The 16,353-nt window shown below is 59.6% G+C and carries 16 protein-coding genes; 5 read left to right on the forward strand and 11 right to left on the reverse strand.

Annotation, left to right across the window (positions count from 1 at the left end):
- Positions 1-72: 72 nt before the first annotated feature.
- Genes ACA070_RS02050 through ACA070_RS02075 form a run of 6 tightly spaced genes read right to left on the reverse strand, consistent with a single transcriptional unit; the run spans position 73 to position 4,306 of the window.
- The gene (locus tag ACA070_RS02050; RefSeq protein WP_497449837.1) at positions 73-1,752 is read right to left on the reverse strand and encodes an ApeI family dehydratase; all 1,680 of its coding nucleotides are present in this window, start codon (positions 1,750-1,752) and stop codon (positions 73-75) included.
- Positions 1,749-2,294, reverse strand: coding sequence for a COG4648 family protein (locus ACA070_RS02055; protein ID WP_497449838.1), 546 nt, complete (start codon positions 2,292-2,294; stop codon positions 1,749-1,751). Before ACA070_RS02055 ends, ACA070_RS02050 begins: the two co-directional genes overlap by 4 nt.
- Positions 2,291-2,545: an acyl carrier protein gene (locus tag ACA070_RS02060; RefSeq protein ID WP_008025124.1), complete on the reverse strand. Its 255-nt coding sequence runs from the start codon at positions 2,543-2,545 to the stop codon at positions 2,291-2,293. Before ACA070_RS02060 ends, ACA070_RS02055 begins: the two co-directional genes overlap by 4 nt.
- 9 nt (positions 2,546-2,554) lie before the next feature.
- Positions 2,555-2,815 carry a phosphopantetheine-binding protein gene (locus ACA070_RS02065; RefSeq protein ID WP_497449839.1) on the reverse strand — a complete coding sequence of 87 codons (261 nt, stop codon included), beginning with the start codon at positions 2,813-2,815 and terminating at the stop codon, positions 2,555-2,557.
- Positions 2,796-3,605, reverse strand: a complete 810-nt coding sequence (locus tag ACA070_RS02070; RefSeq protein WP_497449840.1) for a lysophospholipid acyltransferase family protein — start codon at positions 3,603-3,605, stop codon at positions 2,796-2,798. The genes ACA070_RS02065 and ACA070_RS02070 overlap by 20 nt, the downstream gene beginning before the upstream one ends.
- A complete protein-coding gene (locus tag ACA070_RS02075) occupies positions 3,581-4,306 on the reverse strand; it encodes a beta-ketoacyl synthase chain length factor (protein WP_497449841.1) in 726 nt (241 codons plus the stop codon). The genes ACA070_RS02070 and ACA070_RS02075 overlap by 25 nt, the downstream gene beginning before the upstream one ends.
- Positions 4,307-4,659: 353 nt before the next feature.
- Between ACA070_RS02075 and ACA070_RS02080 the strand changes: the two genes are divergently transcribed.
- The gene (locus tag ACA070_RS02080) at positions 4,660-5,430 is read left to right on the forward strand and encodes a ParA family protein (protein ID WP_403103163.1); all 771 of its coding nucleotides are present in this window, start codon (positions 4,660-4,662) and stop codon (positions 5,428-5,430) included.
- A gap of 130 nt (positions 5,431-5,560) precedes the next feature.
- Here ACA070_RS02080 and trxC read toward each other — a convergent pair whose 3' ends face one another.
- Positions 5,561-5,995 carry a thioredoxin TrxC gene (gene trxC / locus ACA070_RS02085; RefSeq protein ID WP_497449842.1) on the reverse strand — a complete coding sequence of 145 codons (435 nt, stop codon included), beginning with the start codon at positions 5,993-5,995 and terminating at the stop codon, positions 5,561-5,563.
- A gap of 199 nt (positions 5,996-6,194) precedes the next feature.
- Here trxC and ACA070_RS02090 point away from each other — a divergent pair, with 199 nt between their 5' ends.
- Positions 6,195-6,491, forward strand: coding sequence for a type II toxin-antitoxin system HigB family toxin (locus ACA070_RS02090; protein ID WP_497449843.1), 297 nt, complete (start codon positions 6,195-6,197; stop codon positions 6,489-6,491).
- On the forward strand, positions 6,488-6,889 hold the full coding sequence (locus tag ACA070_RS02095; protein ID WP_497449844.1) for a helix-turn-helix domain-containing protein: 402 nt from the start codon (positions 6,488-6,490) through the stop codon (positions 6,887-6,889). Before ACA070_RS02090 ends, ACA070_RS02095 begins: the two co-directional genes overlap by 4 nt.
- A 6-nt stretch (positions 6,890-6,895) precedes the next feature.
- On the opposite strand, the gene selO is transcribed toward ACA070_RS02095, so the two are convergent.
- The 4 genes from selO to ACA070_RS02115 form a co-directional block, all read right to left on the reverse strand.
- Positions 6,896-8,359 carry a protein adenylyltransferase SelO gene (gene selO, locus ACA070_RS02100; RefSeq protein ID WP_497449845.1) on the reverse strand — a complete coding sequence of 488 codons (1,464 nt, stop codon included), beginning with the start codon at positions 8,357-8,359 and terminating at the stop codon, positions 6,896-6,898.
- 48 nt (positions 8,360-8,407) lie between these two features.
- A complete protein-coding gene (mscK, locus tag ACA070_RS02105; protein WP_497449846.1) occupies positions 8,408-11,758 on the reverse strand; it encodes a mechanosensitive channel MscK in 3,351 nt (1,116 codons plus the stop codon).
- Between the two features lie 34 nt (positions 11,759-11,792).
- Complete coding sequence (locus ACA070_RS02110; protein ID WP_462028888.1) at positions 11,793-13,535, reverse strand: potassium/proton antiporter; 1,743 nt, start codon at positions 13,533-13,535, stop codon at positions 11,793-11,795.
- A 333-nt stretch (positions 13,536-13,868) separates the two neighbouring features.
- Complete coding sequence (locus ACA070_RS02115) at positions 13,869-15,494, reverse strand: methyl-accepting chemotaxis protein (protein ID WP_497449847.1); 1,626 nt, start codon at positions 15,492-15,494, stop codon at positions 13,869-13,871.
- 275 nt (positions 15,495-15,769) lie between these two features.
- On the opposite strand from ACA070_RS02115, the gene ACA070_RS02120 reads away from it, so the two are divergent.
- Both ACA070_RS02120 and ACA070_RS02125 read left to right on the forward strand, forming a co-directional pair.
- Positions 15,770-16,000 (forward strand): hypothetical protein, encoded by a 231-nt coding sequence (locus tag ACA070_RS02120; protein ID WP_131061409.1) that lies wholly within the window; start codon positions 15,770-15,772, stop codon positions 15,998-16,000.
- On the forward strand, positions 15,997-16,299 hold the full coding sequence (locus ACA070_RS02125) for a cell division protein ZapA (protein ID WP_131061408.1): 303 nt from the start codon (positions 15,997-15,999) through the stop codon (positions 16,297-16,299). Before ACA070_RS02120 ends, ACA070_RS02125 begins: the two co-directional genes overlap by 4 nt.
- The last annotated feature ends 54 nt before the right edge of the window (positions 16,300-16,353 follow it).

Here is a 16,353-nt window from a genome sequence, read left to right on the forward strand (position 1 = left end):
ATGGTGGTGGATGCCATGCGAGCGCTTCGCACTCGGACGCAGCCTTCGGCAGCTGCTACAGGGGAACTCAAATTATTCACAGGCCGCCTCCAGCAAAATCCGCCCACTGGAGCAGGTCGCGGTTTCATTGCGATAGGCGAAATACAATTTGCTGCGTTCCTGGTCGAAGCGCAGGTGCAGCTGGACTTCATCACCCGGACGCACCAGTTGCTGAAATTTCAGCACTTCCATGCCGGCGAATCTGGCCGGCAGGTCCATCAATTGCTGGCCGAGGCTCAACGCCCAATCCACCTGTACCACACCGGGTAGAACTGGCGTTTGGGGGAAGTGCCCGCTGAAGTAGGCCAGGTCCGGCGGCACTGCCAGTTGCAAGCTCCACTCACCCTCAACTTCGACCTGCTCCAACACTTCCGGCGCCTTGGGGCGAGGGGCCAGCAGCAAGGCTTCGACGTCGGCCTGAGGCAGTTTGCCTTGTGTGTTCAAGGGCAACTGCCGCAGCAATCGCCAGCGCCGTGGCAGGGCCAGGGCTTCGCAATGCTGGCTCAAGTGCTGACGCAGTTCCTGCGTGAGGGTGCGTCGGCCCTGATTGCGCAAGGCATGCAGGCCTGCGTCCGTCAGCACCAGCAGGGCGCCCAGCGAGGCGCGGTTTTCCTGGACCACTCCGAGGCGTGCTTCTGCGACCCAGTCATGGTCCATCAGCGCCTTTTCCAGCATCGGCAGCGAGATACGTTTTTCTTCCAGTTTGACGATCCGGTCCAGCCGTCCGAGCAGCTCGAATCGACCGTCGGCAGCGATTCTGGCGGCATCAGCGGTGTGTTCGATGTGGCCGGCCGGCAAGTAAGGAGAGGCGATCAGCAGCGCGCCATCGCGGTCCTGACTCAGCTCGACGCCAGCGAACGGCTGCCAGAGATCGTGACCCTGACGCCAGGCGATGCCGCCGGTTTCCGAGCTGCCGAGGATTTCCGTCGGCCATTGCTGCAGGCGCTCGTGAAGGCTTTGTGCGGCCTCGGCCGGTAACGCGCCACCGGAGGAAAATACTCGGCGAACCGCACTCAAGGCTGGCCAGTCGAGATTGTCGCCCATGCGCTTGAGCAGCGCCGGGCTGGCAACCCAGGCAAACACCGGGTGTTCGCGGCTGGCGCGCTGCAAGTCTTCCGGGAAAGCCAGTTGCTTTCGTACGAACGGGCGCCCGGCGCACAGCGGCCACAGCACCCGAAACAGCAAACCGTAGATGTGCTGGGTGGCGACGCTGCCGATGATGCACGCCTGGCCCAGATCGGCACCCCAGAGCTGCTCCAGCGCCTGGACTTCATTGGCCATCTGACGCAGGGTTTTGTCGATGCGCTTGGGTTCGCCGCTGGAACCGGATGTACACAGGCTCAGATGACAGGCGTCCTGGTCCAGTGTCACAGGCGACATTGGCGGATGCTGATAATCGATGAGGTGCGCGTCATCGGCCAGATCGGTCAGCCACAGATCGACTTCGCTCGACCAGCGTTGGCGAGTCTGCGGTTGCAGGTCGGCAGGCAGCAGCACGCTGACCCCGGCACGCCAGGCGCCGAGCAGTGCAATCGCCAGGTCAGCGGCGTCTTCAAGGTGCACGGCAATGCGCTGCACGCCCTGGGATTGCAGGCCGGCCGCGAGGCTCAACGCCTGTTCGCACAGGTGTGCGTGATTCAATGCGGGTTCGGCCGTTACGGCACGTTCCGGCTGAGCCTTGAGCAACAGCTGCTCAAGTTTTATCCAATTCATGGGTGGCCTCGTACCCGTTGTCGTATAAGCCATTCAATGGCAAACAGCAGGCCCATCAATCCATAGGAAATCAGGCCGGTGTACAACATCCACCAACTCAGCGGCGCCCAAAGAGTCAGGGCGGCGGCGAGCAAACCGTTACAGAGGAAAAACACACACCAGACGATCGTCACCTGGCGGGTATAAACAATCGCCTTGGCCGGCAAATGCGGTTCACGCAGGCGCGCCAGGCGTTCAACCATCGGCGGCCCGATTTTCAGGCTCAGGCCAAACAGCCCGAGCATGAACGCGCTGATCAGCACCGGATACCAACGCAGCAGCAGCGGGCTGTCGAACAGTGCCAGCAACAGGCAGAAGCCAATCGCGGTGAGCGCCATCCACTGGTTGCCGGGGCGACGCGCACCGAGCAGCGCCCGCGCCAGCCACAGGCTGCCCAGCAGCAGACCGAACTGCCACGGAGCAAAGTGTTCCATGCCGAAATACACCGCAAAGGGGTACAACAGGCCCGCCAGCAGCAGGCCAAGGCCGATCAGTCGACTCATGCGGCCGGTTGAACCAGACGGTAGACCGCCTCGACCACGTCGCTGACGGTGCGCACCGATTTGAATTCTTCGGCGGCGATTTTCTTGCCGGTCTGACGCTTGATGTGGTCGATCAGGTCGACGGCGTCGATGCTGTCGATTTCCAGATCCTGATACAGATTGGAGTCGAGGCTCACGCGCTCAGGGTCCAGCTCGAAGAGTTCGACCAAGGCATCGCGCAGGGTGTTGAAAATGTCGTCACGAGTTTGCATGGTCCGGTCTCAAGCTGCCTGTTTTGCGGTGACGAACGCCGCAAGGCTCGCCACGTTGTTGAAGTGATTACGGGTGTCCTTGGCGTCGGCGTCGATTTTGATGCCGTACTTTTTCTGGATTGCGAGGCCGAGTTCCAGGGCGTCTACCGAGTCCAGGCCCAGGCCTTCGCCGAACAGCGTCTGGTCGTCGCCGATGTCTTGTGCGCTGATGTCTTCGAGGCCGAGGGATTCGATGATCAGTTCTTTGATTTCACGGTACAGATCGCTCATCTTCGGCGAGCTCCTTAATAAAGTAAGAGTGCAAATAATCGTTGAGCTTGCGCGAAGCCTGAGGCGCAGGACCACACGCGGCAAAGGCTTGTGGGTCTATATCGGCCCCGACGCGAAAACTGAAGTGCACGCGACGTTTCGGGATGCGATACCAGGGTTCGGCCTTGGTCAATGTGGTCGGGCTGACCTTGATGATCACCGGGGTCAGGATTTTCGCACCGCGCAGGGCGATTGCCGCGCCGCCCCGATGAAAGGCCGGCGGTTCGCCTGGCTGGGTGCGGGTGCCTTCGGGAAAGATGATCAGGGTCTGGCCGCTTTTCAGTGCGTCAGCCGCAGCGTCGAGCATGTCCATGCTGCCGTCGTTGCTGATGTATTCGGTGCGGCGCAGCGGACCACGGGTAAAGGGGTTCTCCCACAGGCTGTTTTTGACCACACAGTTGGCGTGACGCACCAGACCGATCAGGAACACCACGTCGATGAGCGACGGGTGATTGGCCATGATCATCTGGCCCGGGCGACCGAGCTTTTCCGCGCCCTGGATGTCGTAGGTCAGTACACCGGTACGGGCCATGAACCGGACAAAAAACCAAAAACAGCGACTGACGGTTTGCCGTGCCCGTAACCGATGAGTCTGTGCATCGCCGGGCAGGCAGCTCAGCAACGGGAAAACTACCAGCCGCAGGCACAGCCCGCCCAACCCGAACAGGGTGAAGCTTGCGGCGGTCGCCAGCAGACGCCAGTAATAGGCGTCGCGGTTTTTTTCGGTTACAGGTTGCGTTGCCAGGTCCATACACGATTTTTCCAGGCATGTTGGCAGGTAGTCTGCTGGCCAAGCAGGGTACGCAAGAGATTCAGGGCATGGGGCCAGTGGGCGTTGGACAACGCATCTGAAGTGCTGTTCAGGGACAGCTGCCAGTCGGTACCCGGTGTCAGCAACAGACCAACGGCATAGGGGAACGGCACGTCGTCGATCCAGGCTGAATAGGCTTCGGGCGGTTGTTCTTCGGTGACGATCAGCAGAACGGCAGGCGCGCCTTCGGCAAGCAGCGCCGCGGCCTCTAGCATGCCGTGTTCAAGGCCGTCACCGGCGGCGGCAAGGGCAGTCATCTCGCTGGTTTCACCGCGCATGATCGACCACAGGCCAATCACTGCGTTGTGCACCGACAAGCTGAATTGAGTCGGCGACAACGGTTGCTCTGCTGCCAGATCGCTCAGGATTTCGAACGTGCGGGGTGTTTCGCCATGCCGGGAAATAAAGACCAACGGTAGGTCCCGGCGACCATCGGCCAAGGGCCAGCCCACGCTGAACGCCATCCGCGCCAGACGGCTGAGCCGCCGGCGCTGCATGGCCGGCAGAAAAGACACGTCGGGGGCGGCATCGCTGCTCTGGGGCACGACCGGTTGTCGGCTCCAGGCCTGCCAATCGTCCACGCTTTCGAGCCCAGGGGCCCATGCGCGCCATTGGGCGATGTTGAAGTTGATCAAAGGCATTCATCCCGCCCCTGCGGGCTTCCTTACGCGGCGAGTCGCAGAAAAACGCGACGCCTTGCGTGGCGCTTGGCGCCGAGTGGCGCGCATTATCCCGTTGCGGCGGGCGTGTAGCAAATGATGGTTACATTTTGCTCAATGAAATGTACTGGTTGGTCCGCGGAAAGCTGTCGTTTGGCCATTATCCCCGGTCGTGGTGAGTACGTCTGTCGGCTCTGTCCGTGATCAATGGCAGGTTTTGCGGTTTTTTACTGAGAGATTGCCGCTGACTGTGTAGTCCCCATGCCGACGAGGTAGCTAAGCAGCGCCATGGACTACTACACTCGGTCATTCTTTGATACACGGAGGTTTTTCACATGCGGCGCGTGGTGTTCAATCAGAAAGGTGGCGTGGGCAAATCCAGCATTGCCTGCAATCTGGCGGCGGTCAGCGCCAGCGAGGGTTATCGCACCCTGTTGGTGGATCTCGATGCCCAGGCCAACTCCACTCAGTACCTGACGGGCCTCACCGGGGATGACATCCCGATGGGCATCGCCGACTTCTTCAAGCAAACCCTGTCCTCTGGACCGTTCTCGAAGAAAAACCAGGTCGATATCTACGAAACGCCGTTCGAAAACCTCCACGTCATTACCGCCACCGCCGAGTTGGCCGACTTGCAGCCCAAGCTTGAGGCCAAACACAAGATCAACAAGCTGCGCAAACTGCTTGAGGAGCTGGGGGAAGATTACGACCGCATCTACCTTGATACCCCGCCAGCGCTGAACTTCTACGCGGTATCGGCATTGATAGCCGCGGACCGGGTGCTGATCCCCTTCGACTGCGACAGCTTCTCGCGCCAGGCGCTGTACGGCCTGCTGGCGGAAATCGAAGAATTGAAGGACGACCACAACGAAGGCCTGGAGGTCGAAGGCATCGTGGTCAATCAGTTCCAGGCCCGTGCCAGCCTGCCGCAACAAATTCTCGACGAGTTGATCGCCGAAGGTTTGCCAGTGTTGCCGGTGTACCTGACCAGCTCGGTGCGCATGCGCGAATCCCACCAGGCCAATACGCCGCTGATCCACCTCGATCCACGGCACAAGCTGACGCAGCAATTCGTCGAGCTGCATAACCTGCTCGAAAACGCCTGAGTCCCGTCAATGACACCGATTCATTGTGGGAGCGAGCCTGCTCGCGATAGCGCCGTATCAGTCGATGTAAACGTTGACTGATACACCGCTATCGCGAGCAGGCTCACTCCCACATTAAATCGTGGTGGTTTTAGATCCCCTGGCTACGCAACCAGCTCATCAACTGCGGTAACGGAAACGCCCCGCTCTGACGCGCCACTTCCCGGCCGTTCTTGAACAGAATCAAACTTGGAATCGAGCGAATCCCCAGCTGCGCCGACAATTGCTGATTTGCCTCACTGTCCAGTTTCGCCATCCGACATTTACCCGCCAATTGCCCCGCCGCCTGCTCGAACACCGGCGCAAACGACTTGCACGGCCCGCACCACTCCGCCCACACATCCACCAATAGCGGCAAATCACCCTTGATCTGGCTGGCGTAATCGCCTTGCTTCAATTCGAACGGTTTGTTCAGCAACACCTCAGCCTTGCAGCGGCCGCACTTTGGGTGGTCGTTGAGGCGTTCGGCGGGGATGCGGTTGAGGCCGTTGCAGTGGGGGCAGGGGATGAGGAGTGGGTCTGTCATGAGGGTGGTCCTGGTAAGAAGCCGATCACTCCTATGTGGAGACGTTTGCTCATATTTTCAATCATGCAGCGTCTGGCGGTGAAACTAGGCTAAGAGAAGCATCCGACTGAGACCGTTGGTCTGTTTAGGGGTATCGCAACTTGCGATAAAAAATCCCTGTGATTAACTCACTCATAGCAAAATGCGATAAGGATATTGCATGCGAGTGTTTTCCGAAAAACGAATATGGGACGCCAAGGAAATGTGGCCGCAGGCGGCCAGTGCACTGGACCAGTGGTATCGAATGGTAAAGCGTGTCAAACCAAGTGATTTTGCGGCAATGAAATCTTCATTTCCCGCAACCGACAAGGTCGGTGAGTTTCACGTTTTCGATATTGGCGGTAACAAATTACGGCTGATCGCCTATGTTCGATATCAGCATCAAAAAATCTACATCAAGCATGTGCTGGATCACCGCGAATATGACCGCGGTAAATGGAAGGAGGGAAGAACATGAGTGTTCTGATCAAAAACGCGGCCGAACACTGGGAGTTCGTATCGCCATTGCTACGCAAACCCAAAAACGAAGACGACTATGACACGCTGGTGCAGGCACTCGACGAGTTACTCGAAATGACCGGAGTTGACGAGTCGCATCCTCTGATGAGTCTGGTGGACATCATCGGTGACTGGATTGAGGAATGGGATCACAAGCATCACCCAATGCCCGAAGCCACAGGTGCCGAAGTGCTTGGTTACATGATGCGTGAACATGGATTGACTCAAAGCGAGCTGCCTGGTGTCGGCCCACAGTCGGTCATTTCCGAGATCCTGAGCGGAAAGCGCCAGCTCAACCTGCGGCAGATCCGCTGGTTGGCCGAGCGGTTCAATGTGCCGGTAGACGTCTTTATCTGACCAGCCTCACGACGAACAACTGATCTCCAAATGCTTCCCCCACTCCGGCGGCCGCTCGGCGTAGCTCTCCATCCCCGGTTGCTCGTCGAATGGATTGCTCAGCACCGCATGCAGTCGCCGAACCTCTGAGTAGTCACCACTTTCCGCCGCATCGATGGCTTTCTGTGCCAGGTAATTGCGCAGGATGTACAGCGGATTGACCCCGTGCATCCGCTTGCGCCGCTGTTCCTGATCAACCTCGCCTTCACGGGCAACCCGGGCGACGTACAGCTCGGCCCAGGCATCGAAGCCCTTGATGTCGACGAAGTCATCACGCAAACGGGCGACGGCCAGTTCTGGGGATTCATCCCCCAGGCGGCGGAAGAACAACGTGTAATCGACGCCGCTGTTCTGCATCAGTTGCAGCAGGTGCTCCAGCAGTTTCTGGTCATCGTCTTCGGCCGTGGTGAACCCGAGGCGGCGGCGCATCAGGTCCAGGTAGTGGGCCTGATACAGCGGCAAGTAAAGGCCGAGGGTTTCGCGCAAGGCTTCGACGCTGATAAACGGCGTCAGTGCCTGGGCGAGGGCGCTGAGGTTCCATTGGCCGATCGGCACCTGGTTGCTGAAAGAGTAGCGACCCTGGTCATCGGAGTGATTGCAGATGAAGTGCGCGTCGAAGTCGTCGAGGAAGGCGAACGGACCGAAGTCGAAAGTGATGCCGAGGATCGACATGTTGTCCGTGTTCATCACGCCGTGGCAGAAACCGTACGCCTGCCATTTAGCAATCAGCTCGGCATTGCGTTCGACGATTTCGCGGAACATCGCCAGATACGGTTCCGGTTGTTCCAGGCATTCCGGGAAATGCATGGCCAGCACGTGCTCGCCGAGTTCTTTCTGCTTCTCGGGGCGTTTGGTGTAGTAGAAATATTCGAAATGCCCGAATCGCACATGACTCGGTGCCATGCGCAGAACCATGGCCGCGCGTTCCTGTTTCTCGCGCCACACCGGGGTGTCGGAGCCGATCACGCACAGGGCGCGGGTGGTCGGGATGTTCAGGGCATTCAGCGCTTCGGAGGCGAGAAACTCGCGGATCGACGAACGCAGTACCGCGCGTCCATCGCCCATGCGCGAAAAAGGTGTCTGGCCGGCGCCTTTGAGGTGCAGGTCCCAATGTTCGCCGGCCTCGTTGTAGACCTCGCCCAGCAACAAGCCGCGACCATCGCCCAGCTGTGGGTTGTAGGAACCGAACTGATGCCCTGAATAAACCATCGCCCGAGGCACTGCGTCGGCCCAGAGTTTGTGGCCGCTGAACAGCTCGGCGAACTCCGGGGTGTGCGCCACGGCCGGGTCGAGGTCGAGCAGCGCCATGGCGGCAGGGCTGGCCACCACCAGACGCGGGTTGTCGATGGGCTCGGGCAGCACATGGGCGGAGAACGTGTCGCCCAAGCGGGCGAAGCGATTATCGAAGGTCAGTTCGTCGAGGGCTTTCAACGGCCATCTCCAGCAGAATGTCCGAGCATTCTGCTAGGGATAGGGCGGTTAGTCGAGCTTGGCGGGCGGCGGCTGAAGGGGCGACTTGCCATCCAGCAGCGGCACGATGGTTTTGGCCTCCGGCTCGATCGGCACCATTTTGTATTCCTGGCCGTGAAGGTTCTTGAGGTAAACCTCCATCTGCCGGAACGAGATGTTGATGTGCTGCTTCTTGAACTCGCGGTTGATGAAGCGGTTGACCTCGTCGAGGACCGGGTTGCGGTCACCGAGGTCGCGCACGTGCATGCGCAACTCGTGGTCGAGGGTGCTTTCGCCAAAGTTCAGGAAGTACACGTGGGGTTCCGGGTCTTTCAGGACGCGCGGGTTATCGCGTGCGGCTTTGAGCAGCAGCTCTTTCACCAGGTCCAGGTCCGAACCGTAATCGACGCCGAGCTTGAGGGTCACCCGGGTGATGGTGTCGGTCAGGGACCAGTTGATCAGTTGCCCGGTGATGAACGTCTTGTTCGGGACAATGATGTCCTTGCGATCGAAGTCGGTGATGGTCGTGGCGCGGATGCGGATCTTGCTGACCGTGCCCGACAGGTTGCCGATGGTGATCGTGTCGCCGATCCGAACCGGACGCTCGAACAGAATCATGATGCCGGAGATGAAGTTCGCGAAAATCTCCTGCATCCCGAAACCGAGACCGACCGACAGCGCCGCCACCAGCCATTGCAACTTGTCCCAGCTCACGCCGAGGGTCGACAGGGTCGAGACGAAGCCGACGCCGGCAATCACATAGGACAGCAAAGTGGTCGTAGCATAGGCGCTGCCCTGAGCCAGGTTGAGCTTGGACAGCACCAACACTTCCAGCAGGCCGGGCAAGTTACGCGCCAGCGCAAAGGTAATGCCAATGATGATCAGCGCGCCCAGCATGTCGCCGATGCTGATTGGCACCATGCTCATGTTGGCGCCGGTGCCGCTGGTGTATTCGTAAAGGGTGATGTTGTCGAGGTATGAGAATACCGAGATCAAATCGGACCAGACCCAGTACAGCGCCGCGATGAAACCGCCAAGCAGCGCCAGACGGATCAGGCGCAGGGACTGTTCGTTGACCTTCTCGATGTCCAGCGTTGGCTCTTCGATCACCGCTTCGCCGTCGCCAGCCTCTTTCGCAGCCTGGCGCTTGGCCAGGGCGCGCTGGTAGGCCAGGCGTCGTGCTGCAACGCTGAGACCGCGAACGAAAGTGGCTTCGATCACCAGCCAGAACATCAGGAGGTAAAGGGTGTTGATCAACCGGTCACTGAGCTTCAGCGCGGTGTAGTAGTAGCCGAAACACACGGCGACGAACAGCGCGACAGGCAGGACGGTGAACATCACCCCGACCGCTTTGCGAAACAGCGAAGCGTTCTGGTGTGTCGGGCTCGCAACCAGCAGGCGGCTGAGCAGCCAGGCCATCAAGGCGTAGCAGATCAGCACCACTGGCATGCCGAGCACGTCATCGGCCAGCGTCGCTGGTTGCAGCTCGGCCACCGCCACCACGGCGACCAATGCCATCACCACCAGTCCTAGGCGGCGGACCCAGCCCTGAAGGAATTCGACCTGGGGTTTTTCCCAACGGAAATGCAGTTCAGCCACGCCGCCCGGTGCGAGGGTTCGGTAGGCGGTGTAGAACACCAACCAGGCCTGGGCCATTTGCAGCAGCGCCGCGCCCATGTTGGCGTTCTGCCCGCGGGCGTCGATCTGCAACGCCAGGCCGCACAAGGCCAGGCCCAGCGAAACCGGCATCGCCAGCAAAATATTGATCAGGATGGCCTGCGGCGTATGCAGCTGGCTGTCGCGTTTAAAGTGGCCGATGTCCTGGTGAACTTTGCTCAATCGGGCATACAGGCTTTTACGCCGCCACAGCAGGGCGCCGATCAACAACGCCAACGGCAGGAACAGCAGCGGCCGCTGGGTCAGGCCATCACTCAGTTCGCTCAGGCTGGAAGCCCACGGCAGCGTAGTGACCTGCCGTTCCAGGCGTTCCGGTACCGCGCGCATCCACTCCAGGTCCAGCGGCTTGTTGCTGGGAATCCAGAACATCTGCTCGTCGAGGGTCGCTCGCAGGCTTTGCGCGGTGCTGAGCAATTGTTTCTGATTGAGTTGCAAGGTGATGGATTCGTTGAGGACCGCGCTCAGTTCGCGGTTCAGTCGCTCCAGCAGGTCCGCGCGGGTAGTGGCCAGTTCCAGCAGACTTTTTCGCAGCTGCGGGGTGACTTGCTCCGGCGGTTGGGTGGACAGCAGGTTGTCAACATAGGTCGCGGGGTTGCTGAGCAATTCCCGTTGCTGGCTCACTTCAAACTGGTACAGGCGAATGTCGGCGATCTGGTCGGCCAGGTCGCGGTCGAGCTTGAGACGCGGCAGGGCCTGTTTCTGTTTATAGAGAATCTTGGAGAGCAGCAGGCTGCCCTTGAGCACGTTGATTTGTTCATCCAGCGCCGAATCGCTTTGGGTCACGTTGTCCAGCTGCTGTTTGGTCTGCAGGTTTTGCTGGGTGACTTCGTTGAGGCGGTCAGTGCTTTTGAGCAGGTAGTCCGAGAGCTTCAGGTTGGCCGCGCTTTCGGTGGCCAGCAGCGTGCTGCCGCCGGACTTCTGCGCTTCGATGGACTGCTGCGTCACCGTCTCCTGGGACTGGGCCAGGCGCTTCTGGTTGATCAGGGTTTGCAGCTCCTGGATTTCCTGATCCAGACGATCGGATTTTTCCGATAGCAAGTCATGCTGGCTGTTACCCAGGTCCTGCAACTGGTTGTTGCCGGCCAGTTCCTGGCGACGCAGTGGAATCAGCGCATTGAGTGCCGCGAGCTCGGCATTCAGCAGGTCACGCTGTTCACCGCTCAGGGTCTTGCCGGCGTCCTTGCCAGCCTTGAGGATGTTGTTGATCTGTTGAATGCGTGTCTGGCTGGCGGAAATTTCGGCCTGTGCGCGCTCGGGGCGGGTCTGGGCGGTAATCACCAGACTGTTGGCGTCGGCCAGCGCCTTCTGCAGGTCGCTCTGCTGGGTCGAGCGCTCGGTGAGCATTTGCTCAAGCTGCTGGATCGACTGGTTAGCGTAGCGTTGCGGCACCGGCGGCATACGGGTGGCTTTGAGCTTGGTCAGCTCACGCTGGTTTTCGATGTTCTGCTTGGGTGCGGTGGCCAACTGCTGCTTGAGTGCGACCAGCTTTTGTTCGTAATCACGCTGGTTGCCGAGCTGGGTCAGCGTGCTTTGCAGGACGGATTGCAGGGCCTTCTGATCCGCTTCCGGCAGTTTGCGCTCGGCAATCTTGTCCAGATTAGCCTGCACGGCTTCGCTGGTCGGCGGTTCGGCCGCTTGCAACGTACCGACAGAAAGACTCAAGCCCAACAGGGCCATGATGAAAAAAGTGCGCAGGGTTGACATAGAGACCGATCGAAAACGAGACGAAGTGTGGAGTTTAGAGGAAGAGTCCGGGACCCGGGCGACTTCCTTCGGGGAATCTGACGCCCACTTTGCCGATCTTGTTCCCCTCCATGACCGCGACGGTCCAGATGGTGTTGTTCCACTCCACCTGGTCGCCGACTACTGGAGCACCGCCGACTTTGTGTGCAATGAAATGGCCCAGGGACATGTCCGGATCGATGCCTTCGACCTTCAACCCGTACAGCGCCGCAACCGCAGCCAGCTGGGCGTCTCCTTCGAGAACGAAGTCGCCGAAGAAGCGCAAATCGAGGCCGCGTTGCGGTGCCTGACTGAAGAGTTTTCCGAGGGCTGGAAGGTTGTGTTCGTGGCCGATAACACACAGCAAATCATCGACTTCGAGCACCGTACTACCCGACGGATGGAGCAGTTGCTGGCCACGAAACAGTGCGGCGATACGCGTACCTTCGGGCATTTTCAGCTCACGAAGGGGTGAACCGATGCACCATTTTTCGGCGCCGAGGCGATAAACGAACAGCTCCCACTCGCTGGTGACATGCACCTCCAGCGCCGCGCGAGAGATCGGCGCCGGCTCTGGCGGAACGGTGACTTTCAAAAGCTTCGCCACCCACGGCAGGCTCGTGCCCTGCACCAGCAACGACACCAGCACGATAAAGAAGGCGAGGTTGAAGTAGAGCTGGGCATTCGGCAGGCCGGCCATCAGCGGGAACACCGCCAGAATGATCGGGACCGCGCCGCGTAATCCGACCCAGGAGATAAACGCCTTTTCTCGGCCATGGAACGCTTTGAACGGCAGCAGACCGACCAGTACCGACAGCGGCCGTGCAAACAGAATCATCCACAGCGCCAGGCCGAGAGCGGGCAGGGCGATAGGCAACAGGTCATGCGGCGTCACCAGCAGCCCCAGCACCAGGAACATGCCGATCTGCGCCAGCCAGGCCATGCCGTCGAGCATGTGCAAAATGCCGTGGCGGCTGCGCACCGGACGATTGCCGATCACCAGGCCGCAGAGGTAGACCGCCAGGAAACCGCTGCCATGCAAGGCGTTGGTCAGGGCGAAGACCGCCAGGCCGCCGGCAATCACCAGAATCGGGTAGAGACCGTTGGCCAGGTTGATGCGATTGACCAATTGCAGCATGACCCAGCCACCGCCGAGGCCGATGACGGCACCGATGCCGAACTCACGCACGAAGTGCGCAAGCAGGCTCCAGTGCAGGCCGGTCTGGCCGCTGGCGAGCATGTCGATCAGGGTCACGGTGAGAAACACCGCCATCGGGTCGTTGCTGCCGGATTCGATTTCGAGGCTGGCGGTGACCCGTTCGTTCAGGCCTTTACCGCCCAGCAGCGAGAACACCGCAGCGGCGTCGGTCGAGCCGACGATGGCGCCGATCAGCAGTCCCTGAATCAGGTTCAGGTTGAATAGCCACGCGGCTGCCATGCCGGTCAGCCCGGTAGTGATCAACACCCCGACCGTCGCGAGCGACAGCGCCGGCCATAACGCCACGCGGAAGCTGGAAACCCGGGTGCGCAACCCGCCGTCGAGCAGGATGACTGCCAGCGCGAGGTTGCCGACCAGATAAGCTGTTGGGTAGTTATCGAAAATAATGCCGGCGCCATCGACGCCGGCCGACATGCCCACCGCCAGGATGATCACCAGAATCGGAATGCCGAGGCGCGAGGAAAGTGAGCTCACCAGAATGCTCGCACCTACCAGCAACGCGCCGATCAAGAACAGGCTGTTGATGGTCGTCGCATTCAAAGGCAATACTCCAGAAAGCTGAAAGGCGGGCACAAACTGACCATGCAGTCTGCGTGCCAGCGATTCTAACCTGTTGAAATGTGATGCTGTCAAAAAGGTTTTGACGGTGTGGTGTTCAGGTTTTTTGTTCGGCTTGCGACCGGCCCCTCACCCTAACCCTCTCCCCAGAGGGGCGAGGGGACTGACCGAGGTGTTTGTTCTAAATACTGCGACCTGAGCTATCGAGCCGAACTCAGGTTCTGAACAGCATGAAGATCGGCTCCCTTTCCCCCTCTCCCCCTTGGGGAGAGGGCTGGGGTGAGGGGTGGCTCTTGTGGCGGGCACATATCCAGATCAGAGGCTAAACCGCCCAACCATGTTGTTCAGGTCCAGCGCCAATCGCGACAATTCATTACTCGCCGCACTCGTCTGATTCGCCCCGGTCGCCGATTGCACCGACAAATCACGAATGTTCACCAGATTGCGATCCACTTCACGGGCGACCTGCGCCTGTTCTTCCGCCGCGCTGGCGATCACCAGGTTGCGCTCGTTGATCTCGACAATGGCGCTGTTGATGGTGTCCAGCGAAAGACCTGCGCCACGCGCGATGTTCAAGGTCGATTCGGCGCGTTCGGTGCTGTTGCGCATCGAATCCACCGCGTGTTCGGTACCGCTCTGGATACTGCCGATCATGCGTTCGATTTCGCTGGTCGACTGCTGAGTGCGATGCGCCAGTGCACGCACCTCATCCGCCACCACCGCGAAACCACGCCCGGCTTCACCGGCTCGCGCAGCTTCGATTGCTGCGTTCAATGCCAGCAGGTTGGTCTGGTCAGCCAGGCCGCGAATCACGTCCAGCACCTTGCCGATGTCACGGGATTCATTGGCCAGATCACCAATCAAAGTCGCGGTGCTCTGCACATCGGCGCTCATGCGTTCGATGGCGCTGACGGTTTCCTGCACCAGGTCACGACCGTCACCGGCCGACGTGGTGGCGTTCTTCGAGGCTTCGGAAGTGCTCACGGCGTTGCGTGCGACTTCTTCCACAGCGCTGGTCATTTCATTGACCGCAGTGGCGGCCTGTTCGATTTCGTTGTTCTGCTGGGTCAGGCCACGGGCGCTTTCGTCGGTGACACTGTTCAACTCTTCAGCAGCGGACGCCAGTTGCGTGGCCGAACCGGAAATTCGTTGCAGGGTGTCGCGCAACTTGTCCTGCATCTTCGACATGGCCAGCAGCAAGCGGCCGGCTTCGTCTTCGCCATCAACCGTGATCGGGCGAGTCAGGTTGCCCTCGGCGATTTCTTCGGCAGCGGTCAGGGCATTGGCGATCGGCTTGGTGATGCTGTTGGTCAGCAGCCAGGCGAACAGCACGGTCAGGCCGGAGGCGATCACCAGCAGGGTGACGACCAGGTTGAATGCCGAGGAGTACTGATCAGTTGCCTGCTGATTAAGGTCGACTGCTTGTTGGTTGTTGATCAGCATCAGGCGGTTGAGCACGGCGTTGACGGCTTCAGAGTTGGTCAACAGATCGCTGTTGAGCAAGGTGCGCAGTTCTTCCACCTGGTTGTTGCGCGACAGACTCTTCATCCGGTCTTCAAGCTGATGATACTGGCCAAGCAACTGCACGTACTGGTCGTAAGCCGCACGCTCGTCAGGGCTGCTGATGAATTTTTCATACTCAGTCTGAGCGGCACGGATTTGCTGATTGCGCTGGTCGAACAGTTCGATGGTTTTTTGCTGCACGTCGGGTTCGCGGTTGGTCAACAGGCGATAGGAAAGGACCCGAAGGCGCAGCGTCAGCTGGGTGAACTCATCCAGCGCCTTGATGCTCGGCACGCTGCTCTCGACGATGTTCTCACCGGCACCGCGGATCTTGCTCATCTGGTTCAGGGCAAACACCCCCAAAACCAGCATCAAGCCGCCAATCAGGGCGAAACCGAGGAACGCCCGCGGTGCGATATTCATATTACGAAGGGACATGCTGTTTACCAAAGTGAGCGCACCCGTGCGGCGCTGAAGCTGACGTATGAGTGACTTATCGGTCATGCGACTAAAGTCTTGAGTGCGTGTGCGTTTTTGTCGCAGACCAGCCCCGGCGACGAAGTGAAGGAACCAGATTTGCCAATCGCAGTCTTTAAAGCTCACGAGGAAGGTCGCCCGCCAGGAAAATCAAGGCCTTGCGCCTGAATAACCCTGGCATCCGTGGTGACTTTTCTTTATCGTACGCGCCCCTTGAAAATGCTTGGAAAATCAAAATGTTGGAAGCATCCCTTAGCCAATTGGAACAGCTGGTCAACGACCTGGTGCAACAGAACCAGACGCTGCTTGGCACCAACCAAACCTTGAGTGCAGAACTGGCCCAGGCCAAGGATGAAAACGAAAGCCTGCAACTGAGCCTGATGGAACAGGAAGAGAAACAAGGCGCCACCGCGGCTCGCATACAGGCCCTGGTTGAGCGCGTCAGCGCCGGCCCGGTCAGCGCATGAATCACGGCGCCGCAGGGGTAAAAGTCGTCTCGATCCTGGGGGAGGACTATTCGATCAAGGCGCCGGCCGGGGAAGAGCAAACCCTGCTGGACGCCGCAATGATGTTGAAAGCTGCCTTGGCCGACACCAAGAGGAAGTACCCGACGCTGATCGGTGACCGCTTGCTGGTGCTGGCCGCGATGAATCTGTGTTCCCAGCAGATCGAAATGCAAAAGCAGCACCAGCAGGAACTCGACCGTTACCAAGAGCAAGTCAGCGCCACGGTTGAAGTGATCTCCAAGACGATCAATCAGGCCTGATCGGATTTGCGCACAACCAAAGAATAGATTGTCGGTTTAGTTGTATACAATCGG

The sequence above is a fragment of the Pseudomonas sp. LBUM1678 genome (assembly GCF_059695575.1).

Excerpts from the sequence above, each read along its gene's own strand:
- ACA070_RS02050 (WP_497449837.1), bottom strand. The coding sequence starts at position 1,752 with ATGAATTGGATAAAACTTGAGCAGCTGTTGCTCAAGGCTCAGCCGGAA.
- ACA070_RS02055 (WP_497449838.1), bottom strand. The coding sequence starts at position 2,294 with ATGAGTCGACTGATCGGCCTTGGCCTGCTGCTGGCGGGCCTGTTGTAC.
- ACA070_RS02060 (WP_008025124.1), bottom strand. The coding sequence starts at position 2,545 with ATGCAAACTCGTGACGACATTTTCAACACCCTGCGCGATGCCTTGGTC.
- ACA070_RS02065 (WP_497449839.1), bottom strand. The coding sequence starts at position 2,815 with ATGAGCGATCTGTACCGTGAAATCAAAGAACTGATCATCGAATCCCTC.
- ACA070_RS02070 (WP_497449840.1), bottom strand. The coding sequence starts at position 3,605 with ATGGACCTGGCAACGCAACCTGTAACCGAAAAAAACCGCGACGCCTAT.
- ACA070_RS02075 (WP_497449841.1), bottom strand. The coding sequence starts at position 4,306 with ATGCCTTTGATCAACTTCAACATCGCCCAATGGCGCGCATGGGCCCCT.
- ACA070_RS02080 (WP_403103163.1), top strand. The coding sequence starts at position 4,660 with ATGCGGCGCGTGGTGTTCAATCAGAAAGGTGGCGTGGGCAAATCCAGC.
- trxC (WP_497449842.1), bottom strand. The coding sequence starts at position 5,995 with ATGACAGACCCACTCCTCATCCCCTGCCCCCACTGCAACGGCCTCAAC.
- ACA070_RS02090 (WP_497449843.1), top strand. The coding sequence starts at position 6,195 with ATGCGAGTGTTTTCCGAAAAACGAATATGGGACGCCAAGGAAATGTGG.
- ACA070_RS02095 (WP_497449844.1), top strand. The coding sequence starts at position 6,488 with ATGAGTGTTCTGATCAAAAACGCGGCCGAACACTGGGAGTTCGTATCG.
- mscK (WP_497449846.1), bottom strand. The coding sequence starts at position 11,758 with ATGTCAACCCTGCGCACTTTTTTCATCATGGCCCTGTTGGGCTTGAGT.
- ACA070_RS02115 (WP_497449847.1), bottom strand. The coding sequence starts at position 15,494 with ATGTCCCTTCGTAATATGAATATCGCACCGCGGGCGTTCCTCGGTTTC.
- ACA070_RS02120 (WP_131061409.1), top strand. The coding sequence starts at position 15,770 with ATGTTGGAAGCATCCCTTAGCCAATTGGAACAGCTGGTCAACGACCTG.
- ACA070_RS02125 (WP_131061408.1), top strand. The coding sequence starts at position 15,997 with ATGAATCACGGCGCCGCAGGGGTAAAAGTCGTCTCGATCCTGGGGGAG.